Below are 25,877 nucleotides of genomic sequence, written 5' to 3'. Positions count from 1 at the left end.
CATGACCATCACATCGACATCGGCCTCCGCTGCAAAGCGTCGCCAAATCAGGTCTGGCCTTGGCATTGCGGCACTTGCCGCGCTTTTGTCCTCCTGCGGCAACAACATGACGACCGGCTCGGTTCCAGACGACTACCGCACCCGTCATCCGATCGTTCTGGCGGAGGGTGAATCGTCGCTGGATATTCCGATTGGATCGGGCGACGTTCGCCTGACGATCGGACTGCGCGACACGGTGAAGGGTTTCGCACAGCGGTTCGTATCCTCGCCTGCCGGCGTCATCCAGGTCCAGGTTCCGCAGGGCTCATACAATGCCGGTGCTGCATCGCATCTGGCCGGCGACGTTCGCCGCACCCTGATCGCCAACGGCATCAAGCCACAGCGCATCCTGATGACGAGCTATGGAGCCTCGCCGACCGGCGATGCGGCCCCGATCCGGCTTTCCTTCGTCACGACAAAGGCGATGACCGGCCAGTGCGGCAAATGGCCGGCAGACCTGTCGAACGATACCTACAACAACAGCAACTGGTACAATTTCGGCTGCGCCTCGCAAAACAACCTGGCCGCCCAGATCGCCAACCCGTCGGACCTGATTGCTCCACGCGGAATGACGCCGATCGATGCCACGCAGCGCGCCGGTGTGATCCGCAGTTACCGCGGCGAGACGACAAGCAGCGACAGTGGCAGCGGCACGACGATCAACATCAACGGCAACTGACGGCGGCCTTGAACCGGAGAGAACCATGAGCGCGATCAACTACGAAATTCGCGGTTCCGGCCAGGAGGAGATCTCGGGCGCCGAGCCGGAGCGGAACGGCGACATGGAGGCCCTGCGGCCTCTGCCGCGCATTTCCATCCACGCCTTTTGCGAAAGCGACACCATGCAGCGGATGATGGACCGCATGGGCCGCGACCGGCGCATGGCAAAAGTCAATCTGCGTGTCACAAGCGGCAGCGTTGCTGCAGCCGCCAACATGTTTGCGTCGTCACCAACCCCGAATCTGGTCATTCTCGAGACCGATGCGGAGCCAAGAAACCTGCTGCACGAGCTGACACCGCTTGCGGAAGTCTGCGACCCGTCGACCCGTGTGATCGTCATCGGGCGCTATAACGATATCCCGCTTTATCGCGAACTGATCCGCAACGGCATATCGGAATATCTTGTCGGTCCTGTCGAGATGGCGGACATGCTGGCATCGATTTCGGCCATTTTCGTCGATCCGGAAGCCGAACCTCTGGGCCGTTCGATCGCCTTTGTCGGCGCCAAGGGTGGCGTCGGTGCATCGACCATTGCGCATAACTGCGCATTCGGCATTTCCAGCCTGTTCTCCACCGAAACCATTCTTGCCGATCTCGACCTGCCGTTCGGGACCGCCAATATCGATTTCGATCAGGATCCGGCCCAGGGTATTGCCGAAGCGGTGTTTGCACCCGAGCGCCTCGACGAAGTTTTTCTCGATCGCCTCCTGACCAAATGCTCCGAACACCTCTCGCTTCTGGCCGCCCCCTCGCTGCTCGACCGGGCCTATGATTTCGACAGCATGGCTTTCCAGCCGATCATCGAGGTCCTGCAGCGCTCGGCGCCCGTGGCTGTTCTCGATATCCCGCATGGCTGGTCGGAATGGACCCGTTCGGTTCTCGCGTCGGTGGACGAGGTGGTCATCTGTGCGGCTCCCGACCTTGCCAACCTGCGCAACACCAAGAACATGATCGATGCGCTGAAGAAGCTGCGTCCCAACGACCGCGCTCCGCATCTCATCCTCAACCAGGTCGGCATGCCGAAGCGCCCGGAGATTGCGCCTGCCGATTTCGTCGAGCCGCTTGAAATCGAACCGATCGCCATCCTGCCTTTCGATGCGCAGTTGTTCGGCAATGCCGCAAACAGCGGTCGGATGATCTCGGAGATCGACGCAAAATCTCCGATGGCCGAAACCTTCTCGCAGATCGCTCACATCGTCACCGGTCGGGTGGCCATGAAGAAGGCGAAAAAGGGCGGTCTCGGCAAGGTCATGCAAATTCTCGGCCGCAAATAGTCAGACGTTTAGGGACTGGATCGAATCATGTTTGGAAAGCGCGGAAACGAAGGTTCTGGGAAGAGCGTCGGCTTGATGCCGCCCGTCTCTGCGCCGCCTGCCATGACGCCGCAATCGACCATGAAATCCACAGCACCGGAGATTCTGGCCGAGCCCGTGCGCGATACAGGCGGAGTACGGCAAGCCGTCGCACCGCCACCGCTTGCGCCACCGGCCGCCGGCCGTCGTCGCCAGGCCCGCACCGAACAGTATTACGATACCAAGAGCCAGGTTTTCTCAGCACTTATCGATACGATCGATCTGTCGCAACTTGCCAAGCTCGATGCCGAGAGCGCGCGCGAGGAAATCCGCGATATCGTCAACGACATCATCACGATCAAGAATTTCGCGATGTCGATTTCCGAGCAGGAGGAACTGCTCGAGGACATCTGCAACGATGTGCTGGGCTATGGTCCGCTGGAGCCGCTTCTGGCCCGCGACGACATCGCCGATATCATGGTCAACGGCGCTGGCCAGACCTTTATCGAAGTCGGCGGCAAGACGATCGAGTCGGAGATCCGCTTCCGCGACAACGCGCAGCTCCTGTCGATCTGCCAGCGCATCGTCAGCCAGGTCGGCCGCCGCGTCGACGAAAGTTCGCCGATCTGTGACGCCCGCCTGCCGGACGGTTCGCGCGTCAACGTCATCGCGCCGCCACTGGCGCTCGATGGCCCTGCGCTCACCATCCGCAAGTTCAAGAAGGACAAGCTGACGCTCGATCAGCTGGTCAAGTTCGGAGCGATTACGCCTGAAGGTGCAACTGTTCTGCAGATCATCGGCCGCGTCCGCTGCAATGTCGTCATTTCCGGCGGTACCGGCTCTGGCAAGACCACGCTTTTGAACTGCCTGACGAGCTATATCGACAAGGACGAGCGCGTCATCACCTGCGAGGATACGGCCGAACTGCAATTGCAGCAGCCGCATGTCGTGCGTCTTGAAACCCGGCCGCCGAACATCGAAGGTGAGGGCGAGATCACCATGCGCGACCTCGTCAAGAACTGCCTGCGTATGCGCCCGGAACGCATCATCGTCGGCGAAGTGCGCGGACCTGAAGTCTTCGACCTGTTGCAGGCAATGAACACGGGCCACGACGGCTCGATGGGAACGATCCACTCCAACACGCCGCGCGAATGCCTGAGCCGTATGGAATCGATGATCGCCATGGGCGGCTTCACCCTGCCGGCAAAGACGGTTCGCGAGATCATCACGGGATCGGTCGACATCATCATCCAGGCGGCACGTCTGCGCGACGGTTCCCGCCGCATCACCCAGATCACCGAGGTGATCGGCATGGAAGGCGACGTGATCGTCACCCAGGACCTGATGCGCTACGAAATCGAAGGCGAGGATGCCAATGGTCGCCTGATCGGACGCCACGCATCGACCGGTATTGCCAAGCCGTATTTCTGGGATCGCGCACGCTACTTCGGCGAGGAGCGCCGTCTGGCGGCAGCTCTCGACGCGATGGAAATGGTAAAATCTTGAGAGCGGATCAGAGATAGGTTTCGCGGGAGCGACGGATGTTCGGACTGGATATGACCGTTGTGTTGATCATCGCTCTGGCGGCCGTGGCCGCCGGTGCGGTCTGCTATGCGCTGCTGTTTTCCCGCATCGAGGTCGAGAAAAAGACCGATGCGCGGTTGAGCCGGGTCAAGAGTGCGGAAACCGACCTGACCCGCATGAAGGCATCGCGGGATCGGGTCCAGGAGCTTTCCAAGCGCCGCAAGTCGGTCCAGGACAGCCTCAAGGACCTCGAAAAGCAGCAGCAGGAAAAAAACAAGAAAATGGGCGACCGCAGCCTGAAGGCGCGGCTGCCGCAGACCGGTCTGGCTCTCACCGTCCCACGCTTCTACGTCTACAGCGCCGTGTTCGGACTTTTCGTCTTTCTGGTGACGTTGATCGCCGGCTTGCCGCTGCTTGGCGCCACCGGTGCCGCGTTTGCGGCGAGCCTTGGGTTTCCGCGCTGGGTCGTCGGTTTCCTGATCAAACGCCGTCAGGCCAAGTTCCTGGACGAGTTCGCCAATTCGCTGGATGTCATGGTTCGCTCGATCAAGTCGGGACTGCCGCTCAATGATGCCATCCGGCTGATCGCGTCGGATGGTCAGGAGCCGGTCAAGACCGAGTTCCGGCGCGTGGTGGACTCCCAGCAGATCGGCCTCAGCATCCCCGAAGCCTGCGCACGCATGCTGCAGACGATGCCGCTTTCGGAAGTCAACTTTTTCGCCATCGTCATCGCCATCCAGAGCCAGGCTGGCGGCAATCTTTCCGAAGCGATCGGCAATCTTTCGCGCGTCCTGCGCGAGCGCAAGAAGATGAAGGCCAAGGTGAAGGCGCTGTCGATGGAAGCCAAGGCTTCCGCGTGGATCATCGGCTCATTGCCCTTCGTCGTGTCGACGCTCGTCTATCTGACCTCACCGGACTACATATCGATCCTTTTTACAGACCCACGCGGCCATATCATCATGCTCTTCTCCGCAGTCTGGATGGGCATCGGAATTTTCGTGATGCGCAACATGATCAACTTCGAGATCTGAGGAGAACCGCACGTGAAGGATCTCGCCGCCACTTTAACCGATCCGGCCATGTTGTTTGCGCTTCTGGTCGCCGTCGCAGTGTTTGCGACCTGCTACACGCTGGCGATCCCCTTCATGGAAAAGGGAACGCTCGACAAGCGCATGAAAGCGGTTTCGACCGAGCGCGACGCAATCCGCGCCCGTGAGCGCGCGCGAATGAACGATCTGTCGAAGGCATCGCTGCGCACCCAGAACAACCGCTCTGCAAGTCACATCGTCGACCGGTTCAATCTGCGCGAAGCGCTTGTCGATGCCAATACGGTGAACAAGCTGCGCGCCGCAGGTCTGCGCACCCAGAACGCCCTCAACTTGTTCCTGGCGGCGCGTTTCATCCTGCCGTTCTGCTTCCTCGCAGCAGCCGCGGTGTGGATCTTCGTGCTTGGCAATCTGGAATCCAAACCGATTGCCATCCGCATGCTGGCGGCCATCGGGTTCGGCTATCTGGGCTTCTACGCTCCCAACATCTATATTTCCAACCGTATGAAAAAGCGGCAGCATTCGATCAAGAGAGCCTGGCCCGATTCGCTCGACCTGATGCTGATCTGCGTCGAGTCAGGGATCTCGATCGAAGCCTCCATGCGCCGGGCGGCCGAGGAGATCGGCACCCAATCGCCTGAACTGGCGGAAGAACTGGTGTTGACCACGGCGGAGCTGTCCTTCCTTCAGGATCGGCGCACGGCTCTCGAAAACCTCGGCATCCGCACTCAGCTTGATATCGTCAAGGCGGTGGCGCAGGCGCTGATCCAGGCCGAACGATATGGTACGCCGATCGCCCAGGCTCTGCGCGTTCTGGCTCAGGAAGGCCGTGACGAACGCATGAACGATGCAGAAAAGAAGGCGGCGGCTCTTCCGCCGAAGCTGACCGTCCCGATGATCCTGTTCTTCCTGCCGGTCCTCGTCGCCGTTATCCTCGGCCCGGCCGGCATCCAGGTCTCGGACCGGTTCTGACCGGCAGCCTGAGAACCGCCCTCATTGGCTCAAAAGCAAAAACCGCCATCCCGATGGAAATGGCGGTTCTGTTTCGCTGGAATTGTCGAAACCGGCTGGATCAGTTGACCGCCGTCGTGCCCTTGTCGCTGTCGGCGAGTTTGCGCCAGGAGTTCTGCTGGGAGAGTATGGAGCGCAGGTAGGTCACGTTGGCATCGGCCTGCTGCTGGGAAAGTTCCCGGCGGGCAATGCCCTCTGCCTCTGCGAAGCGGCCCTGCAGACCGACGACAAGCGCCAGGTTCTGGCGAACGCGGCTGTCGGCACCCGGCTGCTGCGAGGCGTTCTTCATGTAGCTTTCGGCAGTCTTCAGATCGCCGGAGAGAACGTAGGACATGCCGAGGTTGGACATGACCGTCGGCTCGTTCGGCCGTGTGTTCAGGGCCTGGCGATATTTCGCGCGAGCTTCCTGCGAGCGGCCGAGCTGATCGAGAACGGCACCTTCCGCCGAATAGAGGCGCCAGTCGGGATGGTCAGGCGTCTGCGCGCGGTTGATCGTTGTCAGTGCCTGTTCGAGCTGGCCGGCACCTGCCTGTGCCTTGCCATAGGCGGAAAGGACATCGCGGTCTGCAGGATGCGCAATCGCCACCTGCTGCATCACGGCGAGTGCCTGGGTGTTCTTGCCGGTCATGCCGAGAACGTTGGCGTAGCGCAGGCCGATATCCTTGTTGCTCGGGTTCTTGACATAAGCAGCGCCGATGGAGCGTTCCGCTTCAGCGAGTTCGCTTGCGTTCATGCCATCCAGCGGCGCAGCGGAGATCCTCTGGGGAATCGAGCCCGTCGTCAGCGTGTCGCGCTTGCTCGTGGTACACCCCGTCACAGACAGTGCCAGAAGAACGATTGCGGTTGCCTGCGCAAGCGGCGCGAGCGCGAACAGCCGGGACGAGCGAGACGGGGTGGCGACAGATGCAGTCATCGATGGCGATCTCGTTGGGGGCGTCGTTCAATCGTCGTCCGGTCTCGCAGCCGATTGTCGTCGGCGCTACGCGAACACATTTGAAAGACAGGAATAAACTGTTAACCCTAACAGACCGTTAAAATGAACGTTTCCAGATCCTTGCGAAGGTTGCCATGACCCCATACCAGCATACCGTCCGTCCAGCATTGTTCAGCCAGAAGGGCGCTACGACCCGGCCCGTCCACGCCGTCACGCCCGCGGATCTGGAGAACGGTCGTCTCGACGCGGCGGTCACCGACTGGGCGAAGGCTGCAGGCTTCAAGGCCGAAGCCGGCGCATTCACCTTGCTCCCGGGCAAGGACGGCGGCGTCGCCGGCGCGCTGTTCGGACTGGGCAAGAACCCGTCGGAGCAACCCTTCATCGCGGGGAAGCTGTCAAAGCTGCTTCCGCCAGGTGATTGGCATCTTGAAGGCGAGGGCGTATCGCCCGAGCAGTTCGCGCTCGGATTTGGTCTCGGCAGCTATTGCTTCAGCCGCTACAAGAGTGACAAACCGAAGGATGTCCGCCTCGCCGTCGGGTCCTCTGCGGATCCGTCCGATATCGAACGCCAGCTCGCCGGGGTGTTCCTGGCGCGCGACCTCGTCAACATCCCCACCAACGAGATGGGACCGGACGAACTGGACGCAGCCTTCCGGGCGCTCGGCGCGCACTACGGCGCAACCGTCACCACGATCGTCGGTGATGACCTGCTGACACAGAACTTCCCGCTCATCCACACGGTCGGTCGCGCCAGCGCCTCGCAGCCGCGTCTCCTCGAGATGCGCTGGGGCAAGAAGGGCGATCCGCGGGTCACGCTGGTCGGCAAGGGCGTATGCTTCGATACCGGCGGTCTCGACATCAAGGGCGCCGCCAACATGGCGCTGATGAAGAAGGATATGGGCGGTGCCGCCAATGTCATGGGTCTTGCGCTGATGATCATGGATGCAGGCCTCGCGATCGATCTTCAGGTTCTTGTCCCCGCCGTCGAAAACTCGATCTCGTCCAACGCCTTCCGTCCCGGCGACATCTACAAGAGCCGCAAGGGCATCACCGTCCAGATCGACAACACCGATGCGGAAGGCCGGCTCGTGCTGGCCGATGCGCTTGCCTATGCGGATGAGACCCCGCCGGACCTGCTGATCGACATGGCGACGCTGACGGGTGCCGCACGCGTCGCGCTCGGCACCGAACTCGCCCCCTATTTCACCGACGACGAGGATCTTTCCACCAGACTTACGGCAGCAGCAGGATCGCAGGCGGATCCGATGTGGCGACTGCCTTTGTGGATGGGCTACGACAAGGACATCCGGTCTCGCGCCGCCGACATCACGAACGCGCCCTCCGGTGGCATGGCCGGTGCGATTACCGCGGCGCTGTTTCTCAAACGCTTCGTCACGGCCGCAAAGAGCTGGGTGCATTTCGATATCTATGCCTGGGTTGCAGCGGACAAGCCGCATGCCTCCGTCGGCGGCGAAGCATTCGCGATCCGGGCGCTCTACAAGGTCATCAAGGACATGGCGGCGAGGTAAGGTCGCGGGCGCGGAAGATGCGGTGCCAAACGAAGCGGTAAGATCTCGCACCTAAGATGCTCGACACAAGCAATCTTGGAGGCGGGATGTCCGCAGACCTAACCGCAACGCAGGCACTCGGCCTCTGGCATCGCGTTTCGCTGGAACAGGTGAAGCGCGACGAGCGGGATCTTACCCTGCGCCAGTTGTCGATCCTCCTGCATATCTATCTCGTGCCGCCGCCCCACACGGTGCGTGGCTTGGCCGCCACCCTCGACGTCACCAAGCCGGTGATCACCCGCGCACTCGATACGATGGGTGCGCTCGGTCTGGTCGATCGGGTGAGGGACGAGCGCGATCGCCGCAATGTCGTGATAAAGCGGACCGTGGCCGGCGCCCTCTACCTCGAAAATCTCGGCGACCTCATCATCCGTGAAAGCCGCCGCACGGCTGCCGCATAGTGCGACGAACCTGCTGATAAATCCGATCTGACCCTGGAACACACAAAGATGACCGATCTCGACAAACGCCTCCATGCCTTCCGTGCCGACCTTGCCGATGCGGCGCTCGAAGGTCGCGTCGATGCCCCCCGCTTCGTGCAGGGCGTCGCAGCCCAAATCGCCGTCCCCGTTGCCCCGCTTCGCCCGTCACCGGATCTCGAAAGCGGTATCGACACGCAACTTCTGTTCGGTGAAACCGTGCGTGTCTTCGACCGCAAGGATGGCTTCGTCTGGGTCCAGGCCGATCAGGATGGCTATGTCGGCTACCTGCCCGACGTAATGCTCGACGTGGTCGAGCAGGCGACGCACCGTATCGTGACGCAGCGCACCTTCGTCTATCCGGGCCCGGAATTGCGCAAGCCGCCGCTTCGCGCACTGTCGATGGGCAGCCGCGTGACGATCGTCGGCAAGAGCGAAACCCGCGGCACGCGCTATTTCACGCTCGCTGGCGGCGGCGCCGTAATCGCCGATCACTGCCTGCCGATCTCGGAAGTTGCCGGCGACGACTATGTCGCGGTCGCTCTGCGGTTCCTGGAAACGCCCTATCTCTGGGGCGGGCGCACGGGCTTCGGCATCGACTGCTCCGGCCTCGTCCAGCTGTCGATGGCGATGATCGGCAAACCGGTACCGCGTGACAGCGACATGCAGGCAGCCTTTGGTGAGAGAATCGATGCCGAGGATCTCCGCCGCGGCGATCTCGTCTTCTGGAAGGGCCATGTCGGAATCATGGAAGACTCGGAAACCCTGCTCCACGCCAACGGCCACACGATGACTGTGGCGCGCGAAAATTTTAAAGCCGCTGTGGAGCGGATAGGCTGGCTCTACGGACAGCCGACGGATTACCGCCGCTTTCCATGATCCGGGCGCAACGATCACGCAAATGTGGGATCGCATCCGCTGGCACCGTGGCGTTGCACCTCTTATTTCGCGAAGGTGATAGAGTGCCGACAGGGACAGAAAAATGCTGAAGGGTGCATGGATTTTACCAGCCGCGATGCTGATGGGGGTCGTCTTAACGGCCCTTGTTCCTGATGACACGATGGCTGCGGAAGGCGACGTGTTCACCCAGTCGCCCCAGACCTTCTTCAAGAACCTGCCCGGCGTGAAACCGACGGAAAGCCTCGTCAAGTCGGATCCCGATTCCTACTCATGCACCAGTGATATCGGCTACGTCTCGGAACTGAGGTCAGGGCCGGGCGCCCGCTTCTGGGATGACGTGCCGCGGCGGCTGTATCACTGCGAAACGAACAACGGCATTCGCTATACGGGCACGCAGATGCCGAATACGCACTGGGTCCCAGGCATCAACCCGCGGCATCTTCCGAAGTAGAGCGGAGGTGTTTGCGAGGCTTCACACGTCTCTCTCGGATTGGGGTTGACGCCGAGAGGCAGCCGCTAGGTCATCAGCCCCCGGATATACTGGCGCAATTCGCATTCCTCGCGAGGGACGCGTTTGACGCTGAATATCCCGTCGAAGGTTGATACACCGATATGTGGAGAGCGCATCGACCGGGGTACGCGCTGCGCGTAGACCGCGCCGTTGCCTGATCTAATCTGGTCGATCAACTCCGGCGTAATTTTGATGGCCGTGCAGTAATCGCAGAAGGTAATCGGGTGAGCGTAGTTTACGCCCGCCATTGAAAGGCTCGCTGCGACGGTAGGAGGGATGACCTCTTCGCTATTGAACCCGCACGGAGCCATAGGAAAATTCTCGACGAATAGGCGCGCAATCCGAGCGAATATGCGATTGCTGTAGAACTGGCCTTCTGCCTGCCCAGCGAAGTACGACGTTAGCCCGAGACTGGCGACGAAGTTGCGGACGGACATATCGCTCGCGACGTCGGTGCGGAAACCTCCCCAATCGGCAGCAAGGTCGTAGATCTGGACATGAGACCCCATTGCATACCTGGACACATACTCACTAAGCCCTGGCTTCACGAGAAGTTCGTTGGATGAAATCAGAACGACGCGATCGAAGTCGGCGCCCCGCTCAAGCGCGTAGAGATAGTTGCTGACATGCGTATGGAGGAGGCCCGCGTTCCATCTGGTTTCGTATGAACTAGGATTGATCAGGACATTCGGAAGGTCGCACTCCCGACGAAACTCGTCCTGCAGCGCGGCGGCTCCCGCTGATATGTGGATGGCAATTGTTGAGCCGGGGCAGAAGTAATTAATGTTTGCAATTTGATCCCGCACGATGGCGGGCATTTCATGGACCGGCAGGGAAAAGAGGATTTTGGTCATCAACGGGCCTGGCTCAGAAAAATTGACGATGGCGTTAGAACACTGCGGCGACTTAACCATCTTCCGATTGTGACATCACGTTCTCCCAGGCTTCGTATCGATCAGCCGGCAAACTGACCGCATAGACGTTTTTCAACACGCACGCTCCGAGATGAACCGGCCGCAGGGCCCTTGGTTTAGCGCGCGCGTGGAGAGCTCCGTCGCCCGTCTTGAGTTGGTGAAGAACAGCTTCCGATATGTCCATCTGAGCGTTGGCAGCCGTGAACGTGATGGGCAGTGAGACGTTCGTGCCGGTAAAACCCAGCCACATGTTAAGCGTTGGAGGTAGGATCTGCTCCGTCGGAAACCCGCACGGATCCATCGGAAACGATTCCATGTACATGCGCTCCAGATGGGCGAAGACACGTCGGCTGAAGAACTGACCTTCCGCCTGCCCGCCAGCGAAGAGCGGAAGCCCAAGCAGGGACAGGAAGTGTTTCATACCGGCCGAGTCTAAAACCTCAGGCCGAAACACAGACCAGTTGTTCGCGGTCTCTATGCTTTCATAGAGCTCGGTCTGAGCGCCCGTTGTGAACCGCTTCGTATACTCGCCTAATCCGGATTTGATGAGCAGGTCCTCCGCTGAGAAAAGGACGATCTTGTCAAAATCTAGAGACTGCGCAACGGCATGTTGGAAGTTGCTGACATGGGCATGTAAAACGCCCTCCTGCGGCCTGATCTCATAGGAATTTGGATTGAAGAAGACGTTGCAGGAGCCGCTGCTTTGAGGGACATCGCCTCCTCGAAATGTCGAGCCCCGCGCATGATGAACGCAGATAAACGACCCAGGCGAGAAACGATCGATTGCCGAAATCTGACGCTCGAGAACTTCCGGGCTACCATTCGCAGTGATCGAGAAAAGCAATTTTTCCATAGGGACACCTGGTCGTTAAATGGCGATTGCGTTGCATTCGACGACTGAAGACCGAGCATCGTTGCTGCTGCATGCGTTACGTGCATTGGCTGTCCTGAGGCTTATCTTGATCTTGGAGTATCGGAGCTGATCCGAGATTGTATCTCAGTCCGTGTTGCGACGTTGAGCATCGATCCAATGATCACTGGAGTGGTGTTGGTGAGGCCCTCGACAGAGCAGAGGGCAAGGACCAAACCTCACTGGCAGATCAATAGCCTTGAACAGTCTTTCCAAGACCTCATCCGCACCATCCATTCCTTGGGGGACAATGGTTACTCATCGCGCGTGTCATGCGCCGCGGAGACGCAGACAGAACAAGACCTGCACAATCAGTGGCTTATAGCTAAAGCCAATAGTAAAATGGGAATGGTGCCCAGAAGAGGACTCGAACCTCCACACCCTTTCGGGTACCAGCACCTGAAGCTGGCGCGTCTACCAATTCCGCCATCTGGGCGACGGAGAGCGATGTACGAGGGACACCGGGTCAAGTCAACAGGGTTTTTGAAGTTTTCATGTCAGGCCCCGAAAAACTTTCAAAAACCGTCCTAACCCGCGGTGTCGACTTCGGTTTTGGCTTGGTGTCGGTCGATATGGCCAAGGTCCCGGTCGGGGTCGAGGATATCGCGAACCCGCTGCTTCAATTCCTTGGGACCAGGAAAACCGCCATCGCGTTTGCGCTCCCAGATCAACGCGCCGTCGATGCGGATCTCGAATGCTCCGCCGGTGCCCGGGATAAGCCCGACCTCGCCTAGCGAATCACCGAATGTCTGCAGCAGTTCCTGCGCCATCCAGCCGGAGCGCAGCAGCCAGTTGCACTGGGTGCAGTAGAGGATGGTGATATGCGGTTTGTCCGTCATGCAACTCAACTCCTGTTTCAGTCCGCGTCGGCAACCAGTTTGACCATGGTCGCCAAGTCTGCGTCGCCATAGCCGGCGTCCAATGCCGCCTCGAAGCTTGCAAGCGACGCCGAGATCGCAGGGATGGAGATCCCGAGCTCCTCTGCAAAATCGCGCACCAGCCGCGCATCCTTCACCGCACCCGACACAGGAAACCCGACCGTGTCCGTCTCACCTGAAATGACAGGAAGCCTGCTCTTCATCGCCGGGCTCGCAGCCGGGCTTCCCGCGAGGATTTCGAGGATCTTCGCCGAAGAGAGGCCGGCGCTCTTGCCTAGCAGCAGTGCCTCCTTGAGATTCTGCCACAGTCCCATCAGCATCATGTTGTTGACGAGCTTGGCCGATGCGCCATCTCCGAGTTTTCCCACATGCAGCGCACGGTCGGAAAGCGTTTCCGCAACGGGCCGGAAGCGCTCGTGGTCTTCAGGCGAGCCGCCGATATAAAGCCCGACCTTTCCCTGAAGCAGCATCTCCGGGCCGCCGGCGATCGGCGCGTCGAGGAGGCCGGCACCCGATCGACCGATGGCCTCCTGGTGGCTCCGCAGAGTCATAGGGCTGACCGTGCTGGTATCGACGATCAGCTTGCCCGTAAGGTCCGTAGCCGCGAGTGTGTTAAGCACATCATGCACCGCCTGATCGTCGATCAGGGCAAGAATGATGACGTCGGAACGCTCTGCTAGGGAGGAAAGGTTTTCAACGGCATCAATGCCGAGAGCCCTCTGCCGCGCACCAAAAGCGTCGCTTCGGCTCCATCCGGTGACAGTGAAGCCCTGTTGTGCAAGGCGCGTCGCCATGGCGCTCCCCATTCGTCCAAGACCGACGATACCCACCCGTTCTTTGTTCAAACCCGTTTCCTTCATGGCAGGCGCATATCCCTCTTGTTCCATCCCTTATCCAGTGGCATCTTCTTGTTTAGGGTCAGCTGAGGGAGGCTAAATTGTACAAGTTTCAGGTCTACAAGGACAAGACTGGCGAGTTCCGTTTTCGCTTCAAAGCGTCGAACGGCGAAACGATGTTTATCTCTGAAGGATACAAGCAGAAGGCGTCGGCAATCAACGCGATCGAATCGATCAAGAAGAATGCGCCTGGTGCCACAACCGAAGACGGTACAACCGCCACCGTTTGACGGTTTGAACGTTCGTCTGCCGCATTCCAACGTAAGGTTTTAGCGCAGACACAATGTCCGATCCGCAGATCTTTGGAACAAATTCCCTGTGGTCGCATTGTCTCTGCTGAAACGGAGGAAACAAACATGGCTTACGATCCAAACTCGAATAACACCCGCCCTGACCTTCGCACCACCCCGGAGACGCGCAAAAGCTCTTCCTGGATGGGCTGGGTAGCCATTCTGGCAGTTATCGTCGTCGGCGCGTTTGTCTGGTCGCAGATGGGTGGCTCAACCACCGATCCTGCCACGACATCCTCGACCGCAACGCCGCCTGCTGTCACGGAACCGGCTGCACCTGCTCCGGCAACGCCAGCAGCACCTGCTCCGGCCGCACCGGCTCCTGCTGCACCGGCAACAGGCGGTACGACCCAGCCGTAACAGGCAGGGAAAGACCATCGATCGAACCGCTCGTCCGCAAGGACGGGCGGTTTTTCGTTTGCGGGGAATGCCGCCGTGTCGTTAACCTTTTGTTAACCAAATTTGCCGACCCTTCGATGACGCCTCAACCCTATCCGTCTGTCGAAGGAGAGAGCATGAAGCTCGTTACCATCGAAAACAAAATCGTCGAGAACAGCCATCATACGTTGATCGTGATGCGGGATGGCCCCACCTGCCAGGCGGTCCGGGTCCTCAACGATGACGGAATCGGCAGCGTGCGATCAAAGCTCTCCCTGATGGAGACGATCGCCAGCCGCAAACTGGACCATGGGGAAGTGGCATTTGACGGCTGCGTCTGGATCACACCGGCTGACCTTCCGCATCCCTTTCTCCCGGCGAAACATTGAAGCCGCCGGGGCGTGATGCAGGCAACAGGCCCCGGCCATGCGGGGATCCGGACTACGAACCCGCGTTGACGCCTGCCAGAACCGCCGCAAGGTCCATCTCGTTGTAAGGCTTCTGCAGAAGGCGGGAGCCGGGTGGCGCGTTGTCCGGCTTGTGGCTCTCTCCCGTTGCGAACACGACGGTCAGGTCGGGCTTTTCCGCCACGGCACGCACCGCCAGATCACCGCCGACTGTATCCGGCAGGCCGATATCGGTGATCAGGACATCGATCGAATTGCTTTCGAGCTCGACCAGCGCTTCTTTTCCTGTCCCAGCCTCGATTACCTGATGGCCGAGTTCGGCAAGCATCTCGGCCGTGTTTCCCCGGATCAGAAAGTCGTCTTCGACCAGCAGGATCGTCAGCGTTTTCGGCGTCGCGGCGGCAACTTCGGCAACGGGCTTGACTGTTTCCGCCCTGGGGGCGGTCGCCTGGTCCACCTGCTTCTGGTTGGCGATGACATGGCGAATACGGCGCGCCAAAGCCTCGCGGGTATAGGGCTTTGACAAGAGCTCGACACCGGCATCCAGAATGCCGCCGTGGACGATGGAATTTTCAGTGTAGCCGGAGGTGAATAGCACCGCGAGATGCGGCAGGCGCTCCTTTGCGCGACGCGCCATTTCGCGGCTCTTCAGCGGGCCCGGCATCACGACGTCGGTAAAGATGACGTCGATTGGAATGCCGCTCTCGACCACGTTGAGGCCGGCCTGTGCATCCTTTGCCGTCAGGACGCGGTAGCCGAGATCGGTCAGCGTCTCGAAAACAGTGTTGCGCACCGCCTCGTCGTCTTCCACGACCAGCACGGTTTCCGAGCCGCCGACGACCGGGCCGGCCTGGACGACCACTTCGCGGTCCTCATCGGCGACGGACCGCGGCAGGTAGACCTTCACGGTCGTGCCCTCGTTCACCTCGCTGTAAATCTTCACATGCCCGCCGGACTGCTTGACGAAGCCGTAGACCATGGACAGTCCCAATCCGGTTCCCTTGCCCTCTGGCTTGGTGGAAAAGAACGGCTCGAACACTTTATCGAGAATATCTGGCGCCATGCCGGCGCCCGTGTCCGTCACGGCCAGCATCACGTATTGACCGGGCGTGACTTCCACATGGGTGCGAGCGTAATCCTGGTCGAGAAAGGCGTTGCCCACCTCAATCGTCAATTTGCCGGACCCCTCCATCGCATCACGTGCGTTGATTGCGAGGTTCAGAAGCGCGTTTTCGACCTGTGTCGGGTCGGCATAGGTGTTCCAGAGCCCGCCGCTGGCAATTACCTCGACCTCAACCGCCTCACCGAGCGAACGGCGCAGCAGATCGTCCATTCCGGCAATAAAGCGGCTGATGTTGATGACGCGTGGCTCCAGCGCCTGCCGGCGGCCGAAAGCCAGCAACTGGCTGGCAAGCTTTGCACCGCGGCTGACGCCGGCAAGCGCATTGCCGACACGCCGTTCCGCCTGTGCATTGCCGACAATGTCCTTGGCCAAGAGCTGAAGATTGCCGGCAACGACCTGCAACAGGTTGTTGAAGTCATGCGCAACGCCCCCGGTCAGCTGACCGATCGATTCCATCTTCTGCGCCTGCTGCAATGCCCGTTCGGCCTGGCGCCTCTCGGCGATCTCCGATTCGACGCGGGCTTCCAGGCTTTCGTTCAGCTGTCTTAGCTGTTCCTCTGCCCGCAGGCGGTGGCGGACCTGCCGTTCCAGGTTGCTGGCATGGTCCTGCAGGTTCGATTCGGCTTCCCGCTGCTCGGTGATATCGGTATGGACACCGACCCATTCCTCGATGTCGCCCGAGGAACCGATGATCGGCACGCCGCGGATGGCAAAGGTACGATAGAGGCCGTCATGGCGGCGGACGCGATGTTCCCAGACATAGGTGGATTTGGACGCGACGGCCGCCTGCCAGCTGGCGACCGAACCTTCCCGATCGTCGGGATGCACGGCATCTGCCCAGCCGTAGTCCTGGTATTCGTCGAAACGCTGGCCGGTCAGCGTGGCCCAGGCCGTCTGTTCGCCCAGCATCCGGCCGTCGGCGGTGTTGGTCCACAGCACGCCATGGATGGCCGCGACCGCGGCCCGGAACCGTTCATTGCTGCGACGAAGTGCGTTCTCGGATTGTTTGCGGTCCTCGATATCGATGATCAGCACATAGATGCCGTCGATCTCACCCTTGGAGGTGAAGCGCGGAACGTAGCGGATTTCGGCTGTCCGTTCTTCTCCGTCAGGACGTTTGATCACCGTGTCCGTGATCACCCGTTCGCCGGAGAGCGCTTTTTGAAGCAATGGTATGCGGGCAGCGTAATAGGCGTTGCCGATCACCTCCGCGGCATGCTTGCCAATGACGTCGCTGGCGGCTAGTCCGAACCACTCCTGATAACCGTCATTGGCGAAGCGATAGACATGGTCGCGGTCGAGGAACCCGACGAGGATGGGGAGCGCGTTGGTAAGGCGGCTGAGCTCTTCCTGGCTCTGAGCCAAGGCGTTCAGCGCGTGCACCTTCTCGGTGTTTTCGAGCACCGTGCACAGGACACCGTCTACCTTGCCGGTTTCGTCGTAGATCGGCGTGTAGAACAGATCGAAGACGACATCCTCAGGCGATCCATGACGGTTCAGCACCATGACCTGGTCGCGGAAGGACTGGACCTCTCCCCGAAAGCCGGCTTCAAGGATTGTCTTGTTCCATTCCCAGATTTCCGGCCAGACGGCGGAAACCTTGTCGCCGAGCGCGCGTGGATGATAATCCCCGGCAATCTCCTTGTAGCCGTCATTGTAGATCATCACATGGTCGTCGCCCCACATCAAAACCTGCGGGATCGGCGAATTGACCATCGAGTTGACCTTGATCCGCAGATGCGAAGGCCAGTCTTTGATCAGCCCGAGAGACGTCTTCGTCCAGTCGAACTGGCGTATGAGCTCGCCGGTCTCGCCTCCGCCAATAGGCCAATGCGCGGATACGACCTGATAGTTCATGACGTCACCAAATGCGTGTGATGGAATAGGCGCCGGTAATATGCCGTCAATCGGCGGTTTTCAAAGCAATTTTTGCAGATTATCAAACTTTGGACGGCGCGATATGTTCGTTTATTGCGGTCCGGCCCAGATCTTTTGATTCCTGTCCCGAAATGATCCGGCTGACCGAGCATTCGGCGAGTAAAAAGGGCCGGTTCTTTCGAACCAGCCCCTGTGCAAATCAATCGTCTTTCATCTTCAGCGCTGCAATGAATGCTTCCTGCGGAATGTCGACTTTGCCGAACTGCCGCATGCGCTTCTTGCCTTCCTTCTGCTTGTCGAGCAGCTTGCGCTTGCGGGTGGCGTCGCCGCCGTAGCACTTCGCCGTCACGTCCTTGCGCATCGCAGAAATCGTCTCGCGGGCAATCACGTTGCCGCCGATGGCTGCCTGGATCGGGATCTTGAACATGTGCCTGGGGATCAGATCCTTCAGCTTCTCGCACATGTCGCGGCCTCGCTTTTCGGCAGCAGTCCGGTGCACCAGCATCGACAGCGCGTCGACAGGCTCGCCATTCACCATGATCGACATCTTCACGAGGTTGCCCTCCTGATAGCCGTGCAGGTGGTAGTCGAACGAGGCATAGCCCTTGGAGATCGACTTCAAACGGTCGTAGAAATCGAACACCACTTCGTTGAGCGGCAGTTCATAGGTCAGCATCGCGCGCTTGCCCACATAGGTAAGCTCGGTCTGGATGCCGCGGCGGTCCTGACAAAGCTTCAGGATGCCGCCGAGATAGTCGTCCGGGGTCAGGATCGTCGCCTTGATCCAAGGTTCGCGGATTTCCGAGATCTTGACGACATCAGGCATGTCGGCCGGGTTGTGCAGCTCGCGCTCGGAACCGTCGGTCATGGTCAGCTGATAGACCACCGAAGGCGCGGTTGCGATCAGATCGAGGTTGAACTCGCGTTCCAGACGCTCCTGGATGATTTCGAGATGCAGCAGTCCGAGGAAGCCGCAACGGAAACCGAAGCCCAGAGCCGCAGACGATTCCATCTCGAACGAGAACGAAGCGTCGTTGAGGCGCAGCTTGCCCATCGCGGCACGCAGGTCTTCGAAATCGGCCGCATCGACCGGGAACAGGCCGCAGAACACGACCGGCTGCGCAGGCTTGAAGCCCGGAAGTGCCTTGGCGGTCGGCTTCTTGTCTTCGGTAATGGTATCGCCGACGCGCGTATCGGCCACTTCCTTGATCGAGCCGGTGAAGAAACCGATCTCGCCCGGGCCGAGACTATCGACGGCCAGCATCTTCGGCGTCAGAACGCCGACGCGTTCCACCTGATACTTGGCATCGGTGCCCATCATGCGGATGGTCTGGCCCTTGGTCAGCACGCCATCAAGGATGCGAACGAGAACCATGACGCCGAGATAGGTGTCGTACCAGCTGTCGACCAGCAGCGCCTTCAGCGGACCCTTGTCGCCCATCTCGCTCTTCGGCGGGGGCAGCTGGTGGACGATGGCTTCCAGAACGTCGGGAATGCCGAGGCCGGTCTTTGCCGAGATCAGCACGGCCTGGCTGGCGTCGATGCCGATCACTTCCTCGATCTGGTCGCGGATGCGGTCGGGCTCGGCGGCCGGCAGGTCGATCTTGTTGAGGACCGTGACGATCTCGTGATTGTTGTCGATCGCCTGATAGACGTTGGCAAGCGTCTGCGCTTCGACGCCCTGTGACGCATCGACGACCAGCAGCGAACCTTCGCAGGCCGACAGCGAACGCGACACTTCGTAGGCGAAGTCGACGTGGCCGGGCGTGTCGATCAGGTTGAGAACGTAGGTCTCGCCGTTATTCGCCTTGTAGTGCAGGCGCACGGTCTGTGCCTTGATGGTGATGCCGCGCTCGCGCTCGATATCCATCGAATCGAGAACCTGCTCGGACATGTCGCGTTCGGCAAGGCCGCCGGTCGTCTGGATTAGACGATCGGCGAGCGTCGATTTGCCGTGGTCGATATGCGCCACGATCGAGAAATTGCGGATATGGTCAAGCGGCGTGCGGGAATTGGTGCTCATGGCTCGCGCATATAGCAGCGCCCGTGTCTGCCGCAAAGAGGGAAGATAACCTTTCGTTGAGGATGAAAGGCGTTAATTTCCGGGATTTACAGCCCCGGGTTCGGTCAGCGCCGCTGCATTGGGAAGCTGGGCGCTGCGCACTTCATGGCTCTCACGCTCCGCCTCGGGTGCCGGACCGCGTTCTTTCAGGCGCTGCAGCACGAACAGGCCATAGACGACAGCCACCGCCATCGCCGCGACGATGAAGGTTTTTCCGCCGAGAATAGGTGTCAGCATCGTGACCGCGAGCGGCACGATCGTCGCGGCCGTCGACCATGCAACGAGAAGGGTCGAGGAGAGCGGCACGAAATCGCCGGGGTCGGCGCGGTCGTTGGCGTGGGCGTTTGCCACCGAATACACCGTCTCGACAGAACCCCCGAAGATCAGGAACATGATCATCAGGAGATAGAGATGCGAGAAGGAGGAGAAAAACGCTCCGAAACCGGCAAACACGATGAGCACGCAGGTGATTAGAAGCACATAGCGTCGGTCCATCCGGTCCGACAGGATGCCGAGCGGATACTGCACGAACAAAAGCCCGGTCTGCATCACGAACATCAGCATCGCGACATCGGTCTGCGACACGTTGTTGGTCGAGGCATAGATCGGCAGGAAGCCCTGCACCACCATCGAAAGACCGCCCGAGGCAAGCACGCCGACCAGCCCGACCGGCGAGATCTTCCAGGCCATCTTGATATCGACATTGACGCGCGCCGGGGCCGGCGGGTTCGGCAGGCGGGTCAGCCCGATTGGCAGGATCGCAAGCGCGGTAAAGAAAACCACCGCCAACGGCGCAAGATTGCCGTCGGTCGGGATCTGGCCGAAAATCCAGTTGCCGCAGCCGAGGCCCAGAACATAGGCCATGTAGAAGAACGACATCGCCTTGCCACGCCATTCGTTGGAGGCGGCGTGGTTGAGCCAGCTCTGGGCGATGATGAAGTTGACGTTGGCGGCGGCGCCGTAAATGCCGCGCGCAAAAATCCAGATATAGGCGGGAAGGTCGGCGGCAATCAGCACGGCCGCAATGATGACCATCGCCATCGAGCAGGCAAACAGTCGCGCATGGCCAACCCGCTTGATCAGCGGTCCGCCGAGCACGCAGCCGATGAGCCCGCCGAATGCGACGGCCGTTACCGCAGCACCTGCCGCCCAAGGCGTTTCCGATCGTGTCAGCATGAACGGCACGTAGGCGAACATGATGCCGCTTCCGATCGCGGCGATCGTCATCGAGACGACGATGCTGGCGATTGAAAAGGGCGATACAGCCGCTCGTCCATTCATGTCGAAAATCCTGATTTTGATGAAACCTTGGCGCTACCGGCGCGGCTGCTCGGTCGACGATCCATAGCGTATCGAATGGGACATTCGCTATCGCGGAAACGCCATCACCTTTAAAAATTCATCCAGCCTTCGCAAATCTCTTGATTCCATCAAAAGAGAATTTATATCTCTGATAATGGAAAATTCAGACAGCGAAATCGAACTGGCGATTGGCGAAAGGCTGAAGGCGCTACGGGCCTCTGCAGGGCTAACGCTGGACGAACTGTCGGTGCGCTCCGGTGTCAGCCGGGCGATGATTTCGCGCATCGAACGCGCAGAGGCGAGCCCGACGGCCGCGCTGCTGGCAAGGCTCTGCGAAGGACTGGGTCAAAGCCTCTCCACCTTCTTTGCGCCAGACGAGCCGTCATCATCACCTCTGTCGAAGAAGACCGAGCAAAGGCTGTGGCGCGATCCGACCACCGGATATCTGCGCCGCTCCGTCTCGCCGCCGGGCATGCCGACACCGATCGATATCGTCGAGGTGGAGTTTCCGGCCGGTGCACGTGTCAGTTTCCCGCCGCGCGAGGAAAGCCGGATCATGACCCAGCATGTCTGGCTGTTCGAGGGGGAACTGAACATGGTGCTTCCGGACGTGACCCACCGTCTCATGCCCGGCGACTGCCTGTTCATGGATATCGGCGACGCCTTCGAATTCCACAATCCGAGTGATCGCCCCGCCCGCTATGCGGTGATCCTCAACCGCGGCCGCTGACGCCACAGGAGCAAACAATGACCCCGACCATCCGTATACTCGATGCCGTCGCCACCCGCGCTGCGATCCCCGATCTCAGTGACATCCTGTCCGATTGCATCAATGGCGGCGCATCGCTGGGCTTCATGCTGCCTTTCCAATCTCACGATGCGACCGCATACTGGAACGGCATCGCCGACGAAGTGGAAAAGGGTGCCATCATCCTGGCTGTCGCCGAGGTCGATGGCCGCGCGGTCGGCACCGTCCAGATCGGTCTTGCGTCGAAACCGAACCAGCCGCATCGGGGCGACCTGATGAAACTCATCGTCCACCGCGATGCCCGCGGCCTTGGCCTTTCGCGCAAGCTGATGGAGGCCGTCGAAGCGGAAGCCGCACGGCAGGGACGCACGCTTCTGGTGCTGGACACCGCAACCGGCAGCGACGCGGAGCGCATCTATCCCCGCTTCGGCTGGGAACGCGTCGGCGTCATTCCCGATTACGCCCTTTGGCCACAGGGCGGCCTTTGCGGCACGACGCTGTTTTACAAGCGGATCGGGTAAGCGCCATGAGTGGCCCGCAAAACACGCGGGCCATATCTCGTCATCGTTTTTCCGTGAGGAAATAAGCAAAGGCTGCGGCCGGCAGGGCGAGGCCGATCGCCGATGCGGCAAGCCAGCCGCCTTGCGCATAGGCCCAGGCGCCGATTGCCGAACCCAGTGCTCCGCCGACAAAGAAGGTTGCCATGAACAGGCCGTTCAAACGGCTGCGCAGCTCTGCATCAAGGCCGTAGATTGATCGCTGGCCGATCACCAGCGTCATCGACACGCCGAAATCGAGCGCGATGGCAGCCAGACCCAGCATCATCAGCGCAATGGTCGAACCTTCAGGCGCAATATGCGTCATTAGGAAGGCGGCAACGACGGCGAGGATGCCGAATGCAGTTGCCGGCCTGCCAAGTCCGCGGTCGGCCAACCGTCCGGCGATCGGAGACGCAACGGCACCGGCGACGCCGACAAGCGCGAAGATGGCGATGGCGCCCTGTCCCAGCTGGAAAGCGGGCCCTGCCAGCAGCAGCGGCGTCACCGTCCAGAACAGGCTGAACGCGAAGAACTGGGCGAACTGGTAGAAGGACCGTCGGCGCAAAAGCGGCTGCGTCGTATAGATCCGTCCCATCGACGCGATCAGGCCCGGATAGCGGAGTGTCGTCTTCGGCATGCGTCTCGGCAGGCGGACGGACAGCACCAGACCGACGGCAACCATCACCGCAGCCGACAGGAAGAACACCGTATGCCACGACGAGAAGCCCGCGATAAAGCTCGCGACCGGCCGCGCCATCATGATGCCGATCATCAGCCCGCTCATGATGTTTCCGACCACCCGGCCTCGGCTCTCTTCCGGTGCAAGGTTTGCAGCAAACGGCACGATCATCTGGACCGCAGTGGAGGTGATGCCGATCGCAAGCGATGCCGCGAGGAAGGGAAGCGGCGTCGTCGAAAGCCCGGCCGCGATCAGGGCAACGCTCGTGGCGGAAATCATCAGGATGATCAGCCGGCGGTTCTCGACGAGATCACCGAGCGGCACCATGAAGAGCAGGCCGAGACCATAGCCGATCTGCGTCAGCGTCACGATCAGGCCGGTGGCGCTTTCGGAAAGGCCGATCGATGCGGCAATCGGGCCTGCAAGCGGCTGCGCATAATAAAGGTTGGCGGCGATCAGACCGGCCGCGGCGGCCATGGTGAAGGCCATTACCGGGGAGAGGGTGGGCGCTGCGCTTGGCGATGTGGCCGCCGTTTCGGCGTCCGGCGAAGCCCGACGAGCGGGAGAAGAAAATGGGGATGTCATGGCTGGCTCTTGGGAGGAGAAAAGGGGAGGGAGAAAACAGACGTGCTGTCAGTCGAGAATTCTGAGCGCGGTTTCCACGGTGGCGATGGCGCGTTCCTGGCCCTGTCCGGCCTTTCCCGCGATCCGCAGTCCCTGGATCACGGCGTAGAAGAACTGCGCCGTCACCTCGGGATCGCTCCGATCCGAAATCGATCCGTCCGCCTGGCCCTCCCGAACCAGGTTTTCGAACAGACCTTCAATCCGGGCTTGCGATAGTTTCACGCGCTGATCCGTTTCGAGATCGAAAAGCGCAAGTTCGACGGCAGCGCCGACGACGAGGCATCCGCGTCGGCCAAGTTCGCCATGCGCCGAGTTTGCATAGTGATGCAGCGCAAGACGCATGCGGTCGCGGCCGTTGCCGCCAACGGCTATCGCGTCTGCAAGGGCTGCGTTGCGCACCTGCTTGTAGCGATCGAAGGAGGCGAGAAAGATCGCCTTCTTGTCCTTGAACGCCTTGTAGAGGCTTCCGGCCGTCAGCCCCATCGCGTCCTTGAGGTCCGCAATCGACGTCGCGTGATAACCCTGCTCGGAAAACACGACGATCGCTTTGTCCAGCGCCGCCTCGATTTCGAACTCGCGCGGGCGGCCTGCCATTCGCGCTGTATCGGTGAGGGTTTCGGTCGTCATAGCGGATTGCCTAATTAGGAAATGATCGTTTCCAAATAGGATCGGATTATGTTGTCGTCAAGCGAGATGTCGGTTTTTCGGGAACAGATCTTTGAGAGTTGAGTTGGAAACACCGTCACCAACCCCAAAAGCTGGAGGACATTATGAGCAAGAGTGACGTAGAACAGGCTGTAAAGCGCGCAGAACGCCAGGTGGAAAACACCAGTTCCGGCGGCCACCTCGGTGGTACCTATTACGGCCAGAGCGCCGACGGCAAGACCGCTTCGACAAATACCAATGTCGGCAGCAATCGACCGAATACCGGTAGCTAAGGTCATTGAGGCCCGTCTGAAAAGATAGGCCGAAGCTTTCAAAAGTTTCGAAAGCCCCGTCGCGTGCGGGGCTTTCATCGTTTTATTCGATGCTCAAAGCGTCCCTGCGCGCTGCTGCATCATCATGAACGTGTCGTAGCTGTATTCGGCCACCTGCGCCCAGAGATAGGAATCCTTCTTGAACGCCTGCTGGTGATCATAGATCTTCTTGAAGGCTGGGCTCTTCTGCGAAAGCTCGGCATAGGTTTCCATCGCAGCCTTGAAACAGACATCCAGAATGTCGCGGTTGAAGGCCTTCAGGATAGCGCCTTCGCCGACCAGTTTTTTCAGGGCGACAGCGTTGTGCGCGTCGTAATTAGCAAGCATGCTCATGTTGGCTGCCGCACAGGCATCGGTCAGAATCTGCTGGTAGCTCTTCGGCAGGCTGTTGAATTTTTCGAGGTTGAAGAAGGCATGCATGGCCGGGCCGCCTTCCCACCATGCCGGGTAGTAGTAGTATTTGGCGACCTTGACGAAGCCGAGCTTCTGATCGTCATACGGACCGACGAATTCGGTCGCATCGATCGTGCCCTTTTCGAGCGCTGCATAGACATCGCCGCCGGCAATCTGCTGGGGCGTCACGCCAACCTTCTGCATCACCTGGCCGGCGAGACCGGCGATGCGCATCTTCAGACCCTTCAGGTCGTCAATCGTGTTGATCTCCTTGCGGAACCAGCCGCCCATCTGGGTGCCGCTATTGCCGGCCGGCAGCGCGTAGAGGCCACGCGGCGCAAGGAACTCGTTGATCAGATCATTGCCGCCGTTCAGGAACCAGGCATTCGTCATGCGGGCATTGAGGCCGAACGGAATGGCGGTGCCGAGCGCAAAGGCGGGATCCTGTCCGATGTAATAATAGGAGCATGTATGCGCCATCTCGACCGTGCCGTTGGCAACCGCGTCGGCGGCCTGCAGAGCCGGCACCAGTTCACCGGCGCCATAGGTCTGGATGATGAAATTGCCGTCCGTCGAATTTTTGACGCTGTTGGCGATCTGGGTCGCCGCATCGAAGATGATGTTCAGGCTCTTTGGAAAGGACGATGTCAGCCGCCAGGTGATCTTCGGACGCTCCTGGGCGATCGCCGGCGTGGCCAAAGCGGCAGCCGCGGCGCCGATGCCGGCAGTGGTAGCATTGTGCAGGAAACGTCTGCGATCCATGAAATATCCTCCTGAGATGTCTGAAAAATCTCGTTCAAGCCGTCTTGGTCTTAAAGCTCTTTTCCCGGCTCCGACAAGAGGAGTCGACAGTGTTTGCCTTGCCGCAAAAGGAAAACCCCGGGCTGGGCCGGGGTTCTCGATTGAGCAGGTGCG

Annotated in this window: 26 protein-coding genes and 1 tRNA gene; 15 read left to right on the top strand and 12 right to left on the bottom strand. The window is 60.2% G+C overall.

The genetic code is table 11. The features are described from left to right. Position 1 precedes the first annotated feature (1 nt). The 5 genes from BLW69_RS17930 to BLW69_RS17910 are packed head-to-tail and all read left to right on the top strand — an operon-like array spanning position 2 to position 5,593. A complete protein-coding gene (locus BLW69_RS17930; protein WP_092663889.1) occupies positions 2-718 on the top strand; it encodes a CpaD family pilus assembly protein in 717 nt (238 codons plus the stop codon). A gap of 25 nt (positions 719-743) precedes the next feature. Next, complete coding sequence (locus BLW69_RS17925) at positions 744-2,033, top strand: CpaE/TadZ family protein (protein WP_062454119.1); 1,290 nt, start codon at positions 744-746, stop codon at positions 2,031-2,033. Positions 2,034-2,060: 27 nt separating this feature from the next. Continuing rightward, entirely contained in the window at positions 2,061-3,557 is a 1,497-nt protein-coding gene (locus BLW69_RS17920; RefSeq protein ID WP_092663887.1) for a TadA family conjugal transfer-associated ATPase, read from the top strand. Between the two features lie 35 nt (positions 3,558-3,592). Next, positions 3,593-4,606: a type II secretion system F family protein gene (locus BLW69_RS17915; RefSeq protein WP_092663885.1), complete on the top strand. Its 1,014-nt coding sequence runs from the start codon at positions 3,593-3,595 to the stop codon at positions 4,604-4,606. 48 nt (positions 4,607-4,654) lie between these two features. Beyond that, positions 4,655-5,593: a type II secretion system F family protein gene (locus tag BLW69_RS17910; protein WP_092664129.1), complete on the top strand. Its 939-nt coding sequence runs from the start codon at positions 4,655-4,657 to the stop codon at positions 5,591-5,593. 100 nt (positions 5,594-5,693) lie between these two features. Here BLW69_RS17910 and BLW69_RS17905 read toward each other — a convergent pair whose 3' ends face one another. Then, positions 5,694-6,545: a tetratricopeptide repeat protein gene (locus tag BLW69_RS17905; RefSeq protein ID WP_162759428.1), complete on the bottom strand. Its 852-nt coding sequence runs from the start codon at positions 6,543-6,545 to the stop codon at positions 5,694-5,696. 155 nt (positions 6,546-6,700) lie between these two features. Between BLW69_RS17905 and BLW69_RS17900 the strand changes: the two genes are divergently transcribed. From BLW69_RS17900 to BLW69_RS17885, 4 genes are all read left to right on the top strand, one after another. Further along, positions 6,701-8,095, top strand: a complete 1,395-nt coding sequence (locus BLW69_RS17900; protein ID WP_092663883.1) for a leucyl aminopeptidase family protein — start codon at positions 6,701-6,703, stop codon at positions 8,093-8,095. An 86-nt stretch (positions 8,096-8,181) separates the two neighbouring features. After that, positions 8,182-8,535, top strand: coding sequence for a MarR family transcriptional regulator (locus tag BLW69_RS17895; RefSeq protein ID WP_062454113.1), 354 nt, complete (start codon positions 8,182-8,184; stop codon positions 8,533-8,535). Between the two features lie 48 nt (positions 8,536-8,583). Further along, positions 8,584-9,432, top strand: a complete 849-nt coding sequence (locus tag BLW69_RS17890) for a C40 family peptidase (RefSeq protein WP_092663881.1) — start codon at positions 8,584-8,586, stop codon at positions 9,430-9,432. A 103-nt stretch (positions 9,433-9,535) separates the two neighbouring features. After that, positions 9,536-9,904, top strand: coding sequence for a hypothetical protein (locus tag BLW69_RS17885; RefSeq protein WP_139283898.1), 369 nt, complete (start codon positions 9,536-9,538; stop codon positions 9,902-9,904). Positions 9,905-9,969: 65 nt separating this feature from the next. Here the strand turns inward: BLW69_RS17885 and BLW69_RS17880 are convergent, their stop codons facing one another. From BLW69_RS17880 to BLW69_RS17860, 5 genes are all read right to left on the bottom strand, one after another. Beyond that, positions 9,970-10,818, bottom strand: coding sequence for a hypothetical protein (locus BLW69_RS17880; protein ID WP_139283897.1), 849 nt, complete (start codon positions 10,816-10,818; stop codon positions 9,970-9,972). A gap of 52 nt (positions 10,819-10,870) precedes the next feature. Further along, positions 10,871-11,731 (bottom strand): hypothetical protein, encoded by an 861-nt coding sequence (locus BLW69_RS17875; RefSeq protein ID WP_092663879.1) that lies wholly within the window; start codon positions 11,729-11,731, stop codon positions 10,871-10,873. Between the two features lie 406 nt (positions 11,732-12,137). Next, positions 12,138-12,224: transfer RNA gene (locus BLW69_RS17870), tRNA-Leu, on the bottom strand. A 91-nt stretch (positions 12,225-12,315) separates the two neighbouring features. Beyond that, positions 12,316-12,627, bottom strand: coding sequence for an Rdx family protein (locus tag BLW69_RS17865; protein WP_092663878.1), 312 nt, complete (start codon positions 12,625-12,627; stop codon positions 12,316-12,318). 17 nt (positions 12,628-12,644) lie between these two features. Next, positions 12,645-13,526, bottom strand: a complete 882-nt coding sequence (locus BLW69_RS17860) for an NAD(P)-dependent oxidoreductase (RefSeq protein ID WP_280141295.1) — start codon at positions 13,524-13,526, stop codon at positions 12,645-12,647. A gap of 77 nt (positions 13,527-13,603) precedes the next feature. Here BLW69_RS17860 and BLW69_RS17855 point away from each other — a divergent pair, with 77 nt between their 5' ends. From BLW69_RS17855 to BLW69_RS17845, 3 genes are all read left to right on the top strand, one after another. Further along, a complete protein-coding gene (locus BLW69_RS17855; RefSeq protein ID WP_062454108.1) occupies positions 13,604-13,792 on the top strand; it encodes a YegP family protein in 189 nt (62 codons plus the stop codon). Positions 13,793-13,918: 126 nt separating this feature from the next. Continuing rightward, a complete protein-coding gene (locus BLW69_RS17850) occupies positions 13,919-14,212 on the top strand; it encodes a hypothetical protein (protein ID WP_062454107.1) in 294 nt (97 codons plus the stop codon). Between the two features lie 155 nt (positions 14,213-14,367). Next, entirely contained in the window at positions 14,368-14,619 is a 252-nt protein-coding gene (locus BLW69_RS17845) for a hypothetical protein (protein ID WP_062454106.1), read from the top strand. Positions 14,620-14,671: 52 nt separating this feature from the next. Here the strand turns inward: BLW69_RS17845 and BLW69_RS17840 are convergent, their stop codons facing one another. The 3 genes from BLW69_RS17840 to BLW69_RS17830 form a co-directional block, all read right to left on the bottom strand. Further along, positions 14,672-17,617 (bottom strand): PAS domain-containing protein, encoded by a 2,946-nt coding sequence (locus tag BLW69_RS17840; protein ID WP_092663876.1) that lies wholly within the window; start codon positions 17,615-17,617, stop codon positions 14,672-14,674. Positions 17,618-17,837: 220 nt separating this feature from the next. After that, positions 17,838-19,661 carry a translation elongation factor 4 gene (gene lepA / locus BLW69_RS17835; protein WP_062454104.1) on the bottom strand — a complete coding sequence of 608 codons (1,824 nt, stop codon included), beginning with the start codon at positions 19,659-19,661 and terminating at the stop codon, positions 17,838-17,840. A gap of 72 nt (positions 19,662-19,733) precedes the next feature. Beyond that, positions 19,734-20,981, bottom strand: a complete 1,248-nt coding sequence (locus BLW69_RS17830) for an MFS transporter (protein ID WP_092663875.1) — start codon at positions 20,979-20,981, stop codon at positions 19,734-19,736. Positions 20,982-21,153: 172 nt separating this feature from the next. Here BLW69_RS17830 and BLW69_RS17825 point away from each other — a divergent pair, with 172 nt between their 5' ends. Further along, positions 21,154-21,732 (top strand): helix-turn-helix domain-containing protein, encoded by a 579-nt coding sequence (locus tag BLW69_RS17825; RefSeq protein ID WP_092663873.1) that lies wholly within the window; start codon positions 21,154-21,156, stop codon positions 21,730-21,732. A 17-nt stretch (positions 21,733-21,749) separates the two neighbouring features. Continuing rightward, positions 21,750-22,271: a GNAT family N-acetyltransferase gene (locus tag BLW69_RS17820; RefSeq protein ID WP_092663872.1), complete on the top strand. Its 522-nt coding sequence runs from the start codon at positions 21,750-21,752 to the stop codon at positions 22,269-22,271. Positions 22,272-22,311: 40 nt separating this feature from the next. On the opposite strand, the gene BLW69_RS17815 is transcribed toward BLW69_RS17820, so the two are convergent. Further along, complete coding sequence (locus BLW69_RS17815; RefSeq protein ID WP_244508882.1) at positions 22,312-23,457, bottom strand: MFS transporter; 1,146 nt, start codon at positions 23,455-23,457, stop codon at positions 22,312-22,314. Positions 23,458-23,601: 144 nt separating this feature from the next. Then, the gene (locus BLW69_RS17810; RefSeq protein WP_092663868.1) at positions 23,602-24,219 is read right to left on the bottom strand and encodes a TetR/AcrR family transcriptional regulator; all 618 of its coding nucleotides are present in this window, start codon (positions 24,217-24,219) and stop codon (positions 23,602-23,604) included. 143 nt (positions 24,220-24,362) lie between these two features. On the opposite strand from BLW69_RS17810, the gene BLW69_RS22850 reads away from it, so the two are divergent. Beyond that, on the top strand, positions 24,363-24,530 hold the full coding sequence (locus BLW69_RS22850; RefSeq protein ID WP_092663866.1) for a hypothetical protein: 168 nt from the start codon (positions 24,363-24,365) through the stop codon (positions 24,528-24,530). A 93-nt stretch (positions 24,531-24,623) separates the two neighbouring features. On the opposite strand, the gene BLW69_RS17800 is transcribed toward BLW69_RS22850, so the two are convergent. After that, entirely contained in the window at positions 24,624-25,724 is a 1,101-nt protein-coding gene (locus BLW69_RS17800) for a TRAP transporter substrate-binding protein (RefSeq protein WP_092663864.1), read from the bottom strand. Positions 25,725-25,877: the final 153 nt, after the last annotated feature.

This window comes from Rhizobium sp. NFR12 (assembly GCF_900108545.1).
Taxonomy (GTDB): Bacteria; Pseudomonadota; Alphaproteobacteria; order Rhizobiales; family Rhizobiaceae; genus Neorhizobium; species Neorhizobium soli.
This window is presented reverse-complemented; position numbering and strand designations above follow the sequence as displayed.

Coding starts and splice junctions, on each gene's coding strand:
- BLW69_RS17865 (WP_092663878.1), bottom strand. CDS start 12,627: ATGACGGACAAACCGCATATCACCATCCTCTACTGCACCCAGTGCAAC.
- BLW69_RS17930 (WP_092663889.1), top strand. CDS start 2: ATGACCATCACATCGACATCGGCCTCCGCTGCAAAGCGTCGCCAAATC.
- BLW69_RS17860 (WP_280141295.1), bottom strand. CDS start 13,526: ATGAAGGAAACGGGTTTGAACAAAGAACGGGTGGGTATCGTCGGTCTT.
- BLW69_RS17840 (WP_092663876.1), bottom strand. CDS start 17,617: ATGAACTATCAGGTCGTATCCGCGCATTGGCCTATTGGCGGAGGCGAG.
- BLW69_RS17850 (WP_062454107.1), top strand. CDS start 13,919: ATGGCTTACGATCCAAACTCGAATAACACCCGCCCTGACCTTCGCACC.
- BLW69_RS17875 (WP_092663879.1), bottom strand. CDS start 11,731: ATGGAAAAATTGCTTTTCTCGATCACTGCGAATGGTAGCCCGGAAGTT.
- BLW69_RS22850 (WP_092663866.1), top strand. CDS start 24,363: ATGAGCAAGAGTGACGTAGAACAGGCTGTAAAGCGCGCAGAACGCCAG.
- BLW69_RS17880 (WP_139283897.1), bottom strand. CDS start 10,818: ATGACCAAAATCCTCTTTTCCCTGCCGGTCCATGAAATGCCCGCCATC.
- BLW69_RS17885 (WP_139283898.1), top strand. CDS start 9,536: ATGCTGAAGGGTGCATGGATTTTACCAGCCGCGATGCTGATGGGGGTC.
- BLW69_RS17910 (WP_092664129.1), top strand. CDS start 4,655: ATGTTGTTTGCGCTTCTGGTCGCCGTCGCAGTGTTTGCGACCTGCTAC.
- BLW69_RS17900 (WP_092663883.1), top strand. CDS start 6,701: ATGACCCCATACCAGCATACCGTCCGTCCAGCATTGTTCAGCCAGAAG.
- BLW69_RS17905 (WP_162759428.1), bottom strand. CDS start 6,545: ATGACTGCATCTGTCGCCACCCCGTCTCGCTCGTCCCGGCTGTTCGCG.
- BLW69_RS17810 (WP_092663868.1), bottom strand. CDS start 24,219: ATGACGACCGAAACCCTCACCGATACAGCGCGAATGGCAGGCCGCCCG.
- BLW69_RS17890 (WP_092663881.1), top strand. CDS start 8,584: ATGACCGATCTCGACAAACGCCTCCATGCCTTCCGTGCCGACCTTGCC.
- BLW69_RS17845 (WP_062454106.1), top strand. CDS start 14,368: ATGAAGCTCGTTACCATCGAAAACAAAATCGTCGAGAACAGCCATCAT.
- BLW69_RS17915 (WP_092663885.1), top strand. CDS start 3,593: ATGTTCGGACTGGATATGACCGTTGTGTTGATCATCGCTCTGGCGGCC.
- lepA (WP_062454104.1), bottom strand. CDS start 19,661: ATGAGCACCAATTCCCGCACGCCGCTTGACCATATCCGCAATTTCTCG.
- BLW69_RS17800 (WP_092663864.1), bottom strand. CDS start 25,724: ATGGATCGCAGACGTTTCCTGCACAATGCTACCACTGCCGGCATCGGC.
- BLW69_RS17895 (WP_062454113.1), top strand. CDS start 8,182: ATGTCCGCAGACCTAACCGCAACGCAGGCACTCGGCCTCTGGCATCGC.
- BLW69_RS17920 (WP_092663887.1), top strand. CDS start 2,061: ATGTTTGGAAAGCGCGGAAACGAAGGTTCTGGGAAGAGCGTCGGCTTG.
- BLW69_RS17815 (WP_244508882.1), bottom strand. CDS start 23,457: ATGGCCTTCACCATGGCCGCCGCGGCCGGTCTGATCGCCGCCAACCTT.
- BLW69_RS17820 (WP_092663872.1), top strand. CDS start 21,750: ATGACCCCGACCATCCGTATACTCGATGCCGTCGCCACCCGCGCTGCG.
- BLW69_RS17830 (WP_092663875.1), bottom strand. CDS start 20,981: ATGAATGGACGAGCGGCTGTATCGCCCTTTTCAATCGCCAGCATCGTC.
- BLW69_RS17925 (WP_062454119.1), top strand. CDS start 744: ATGAGCGCGATCAACTACGAAATTCGCGGTTCCGGCCAGGAGGAGATC.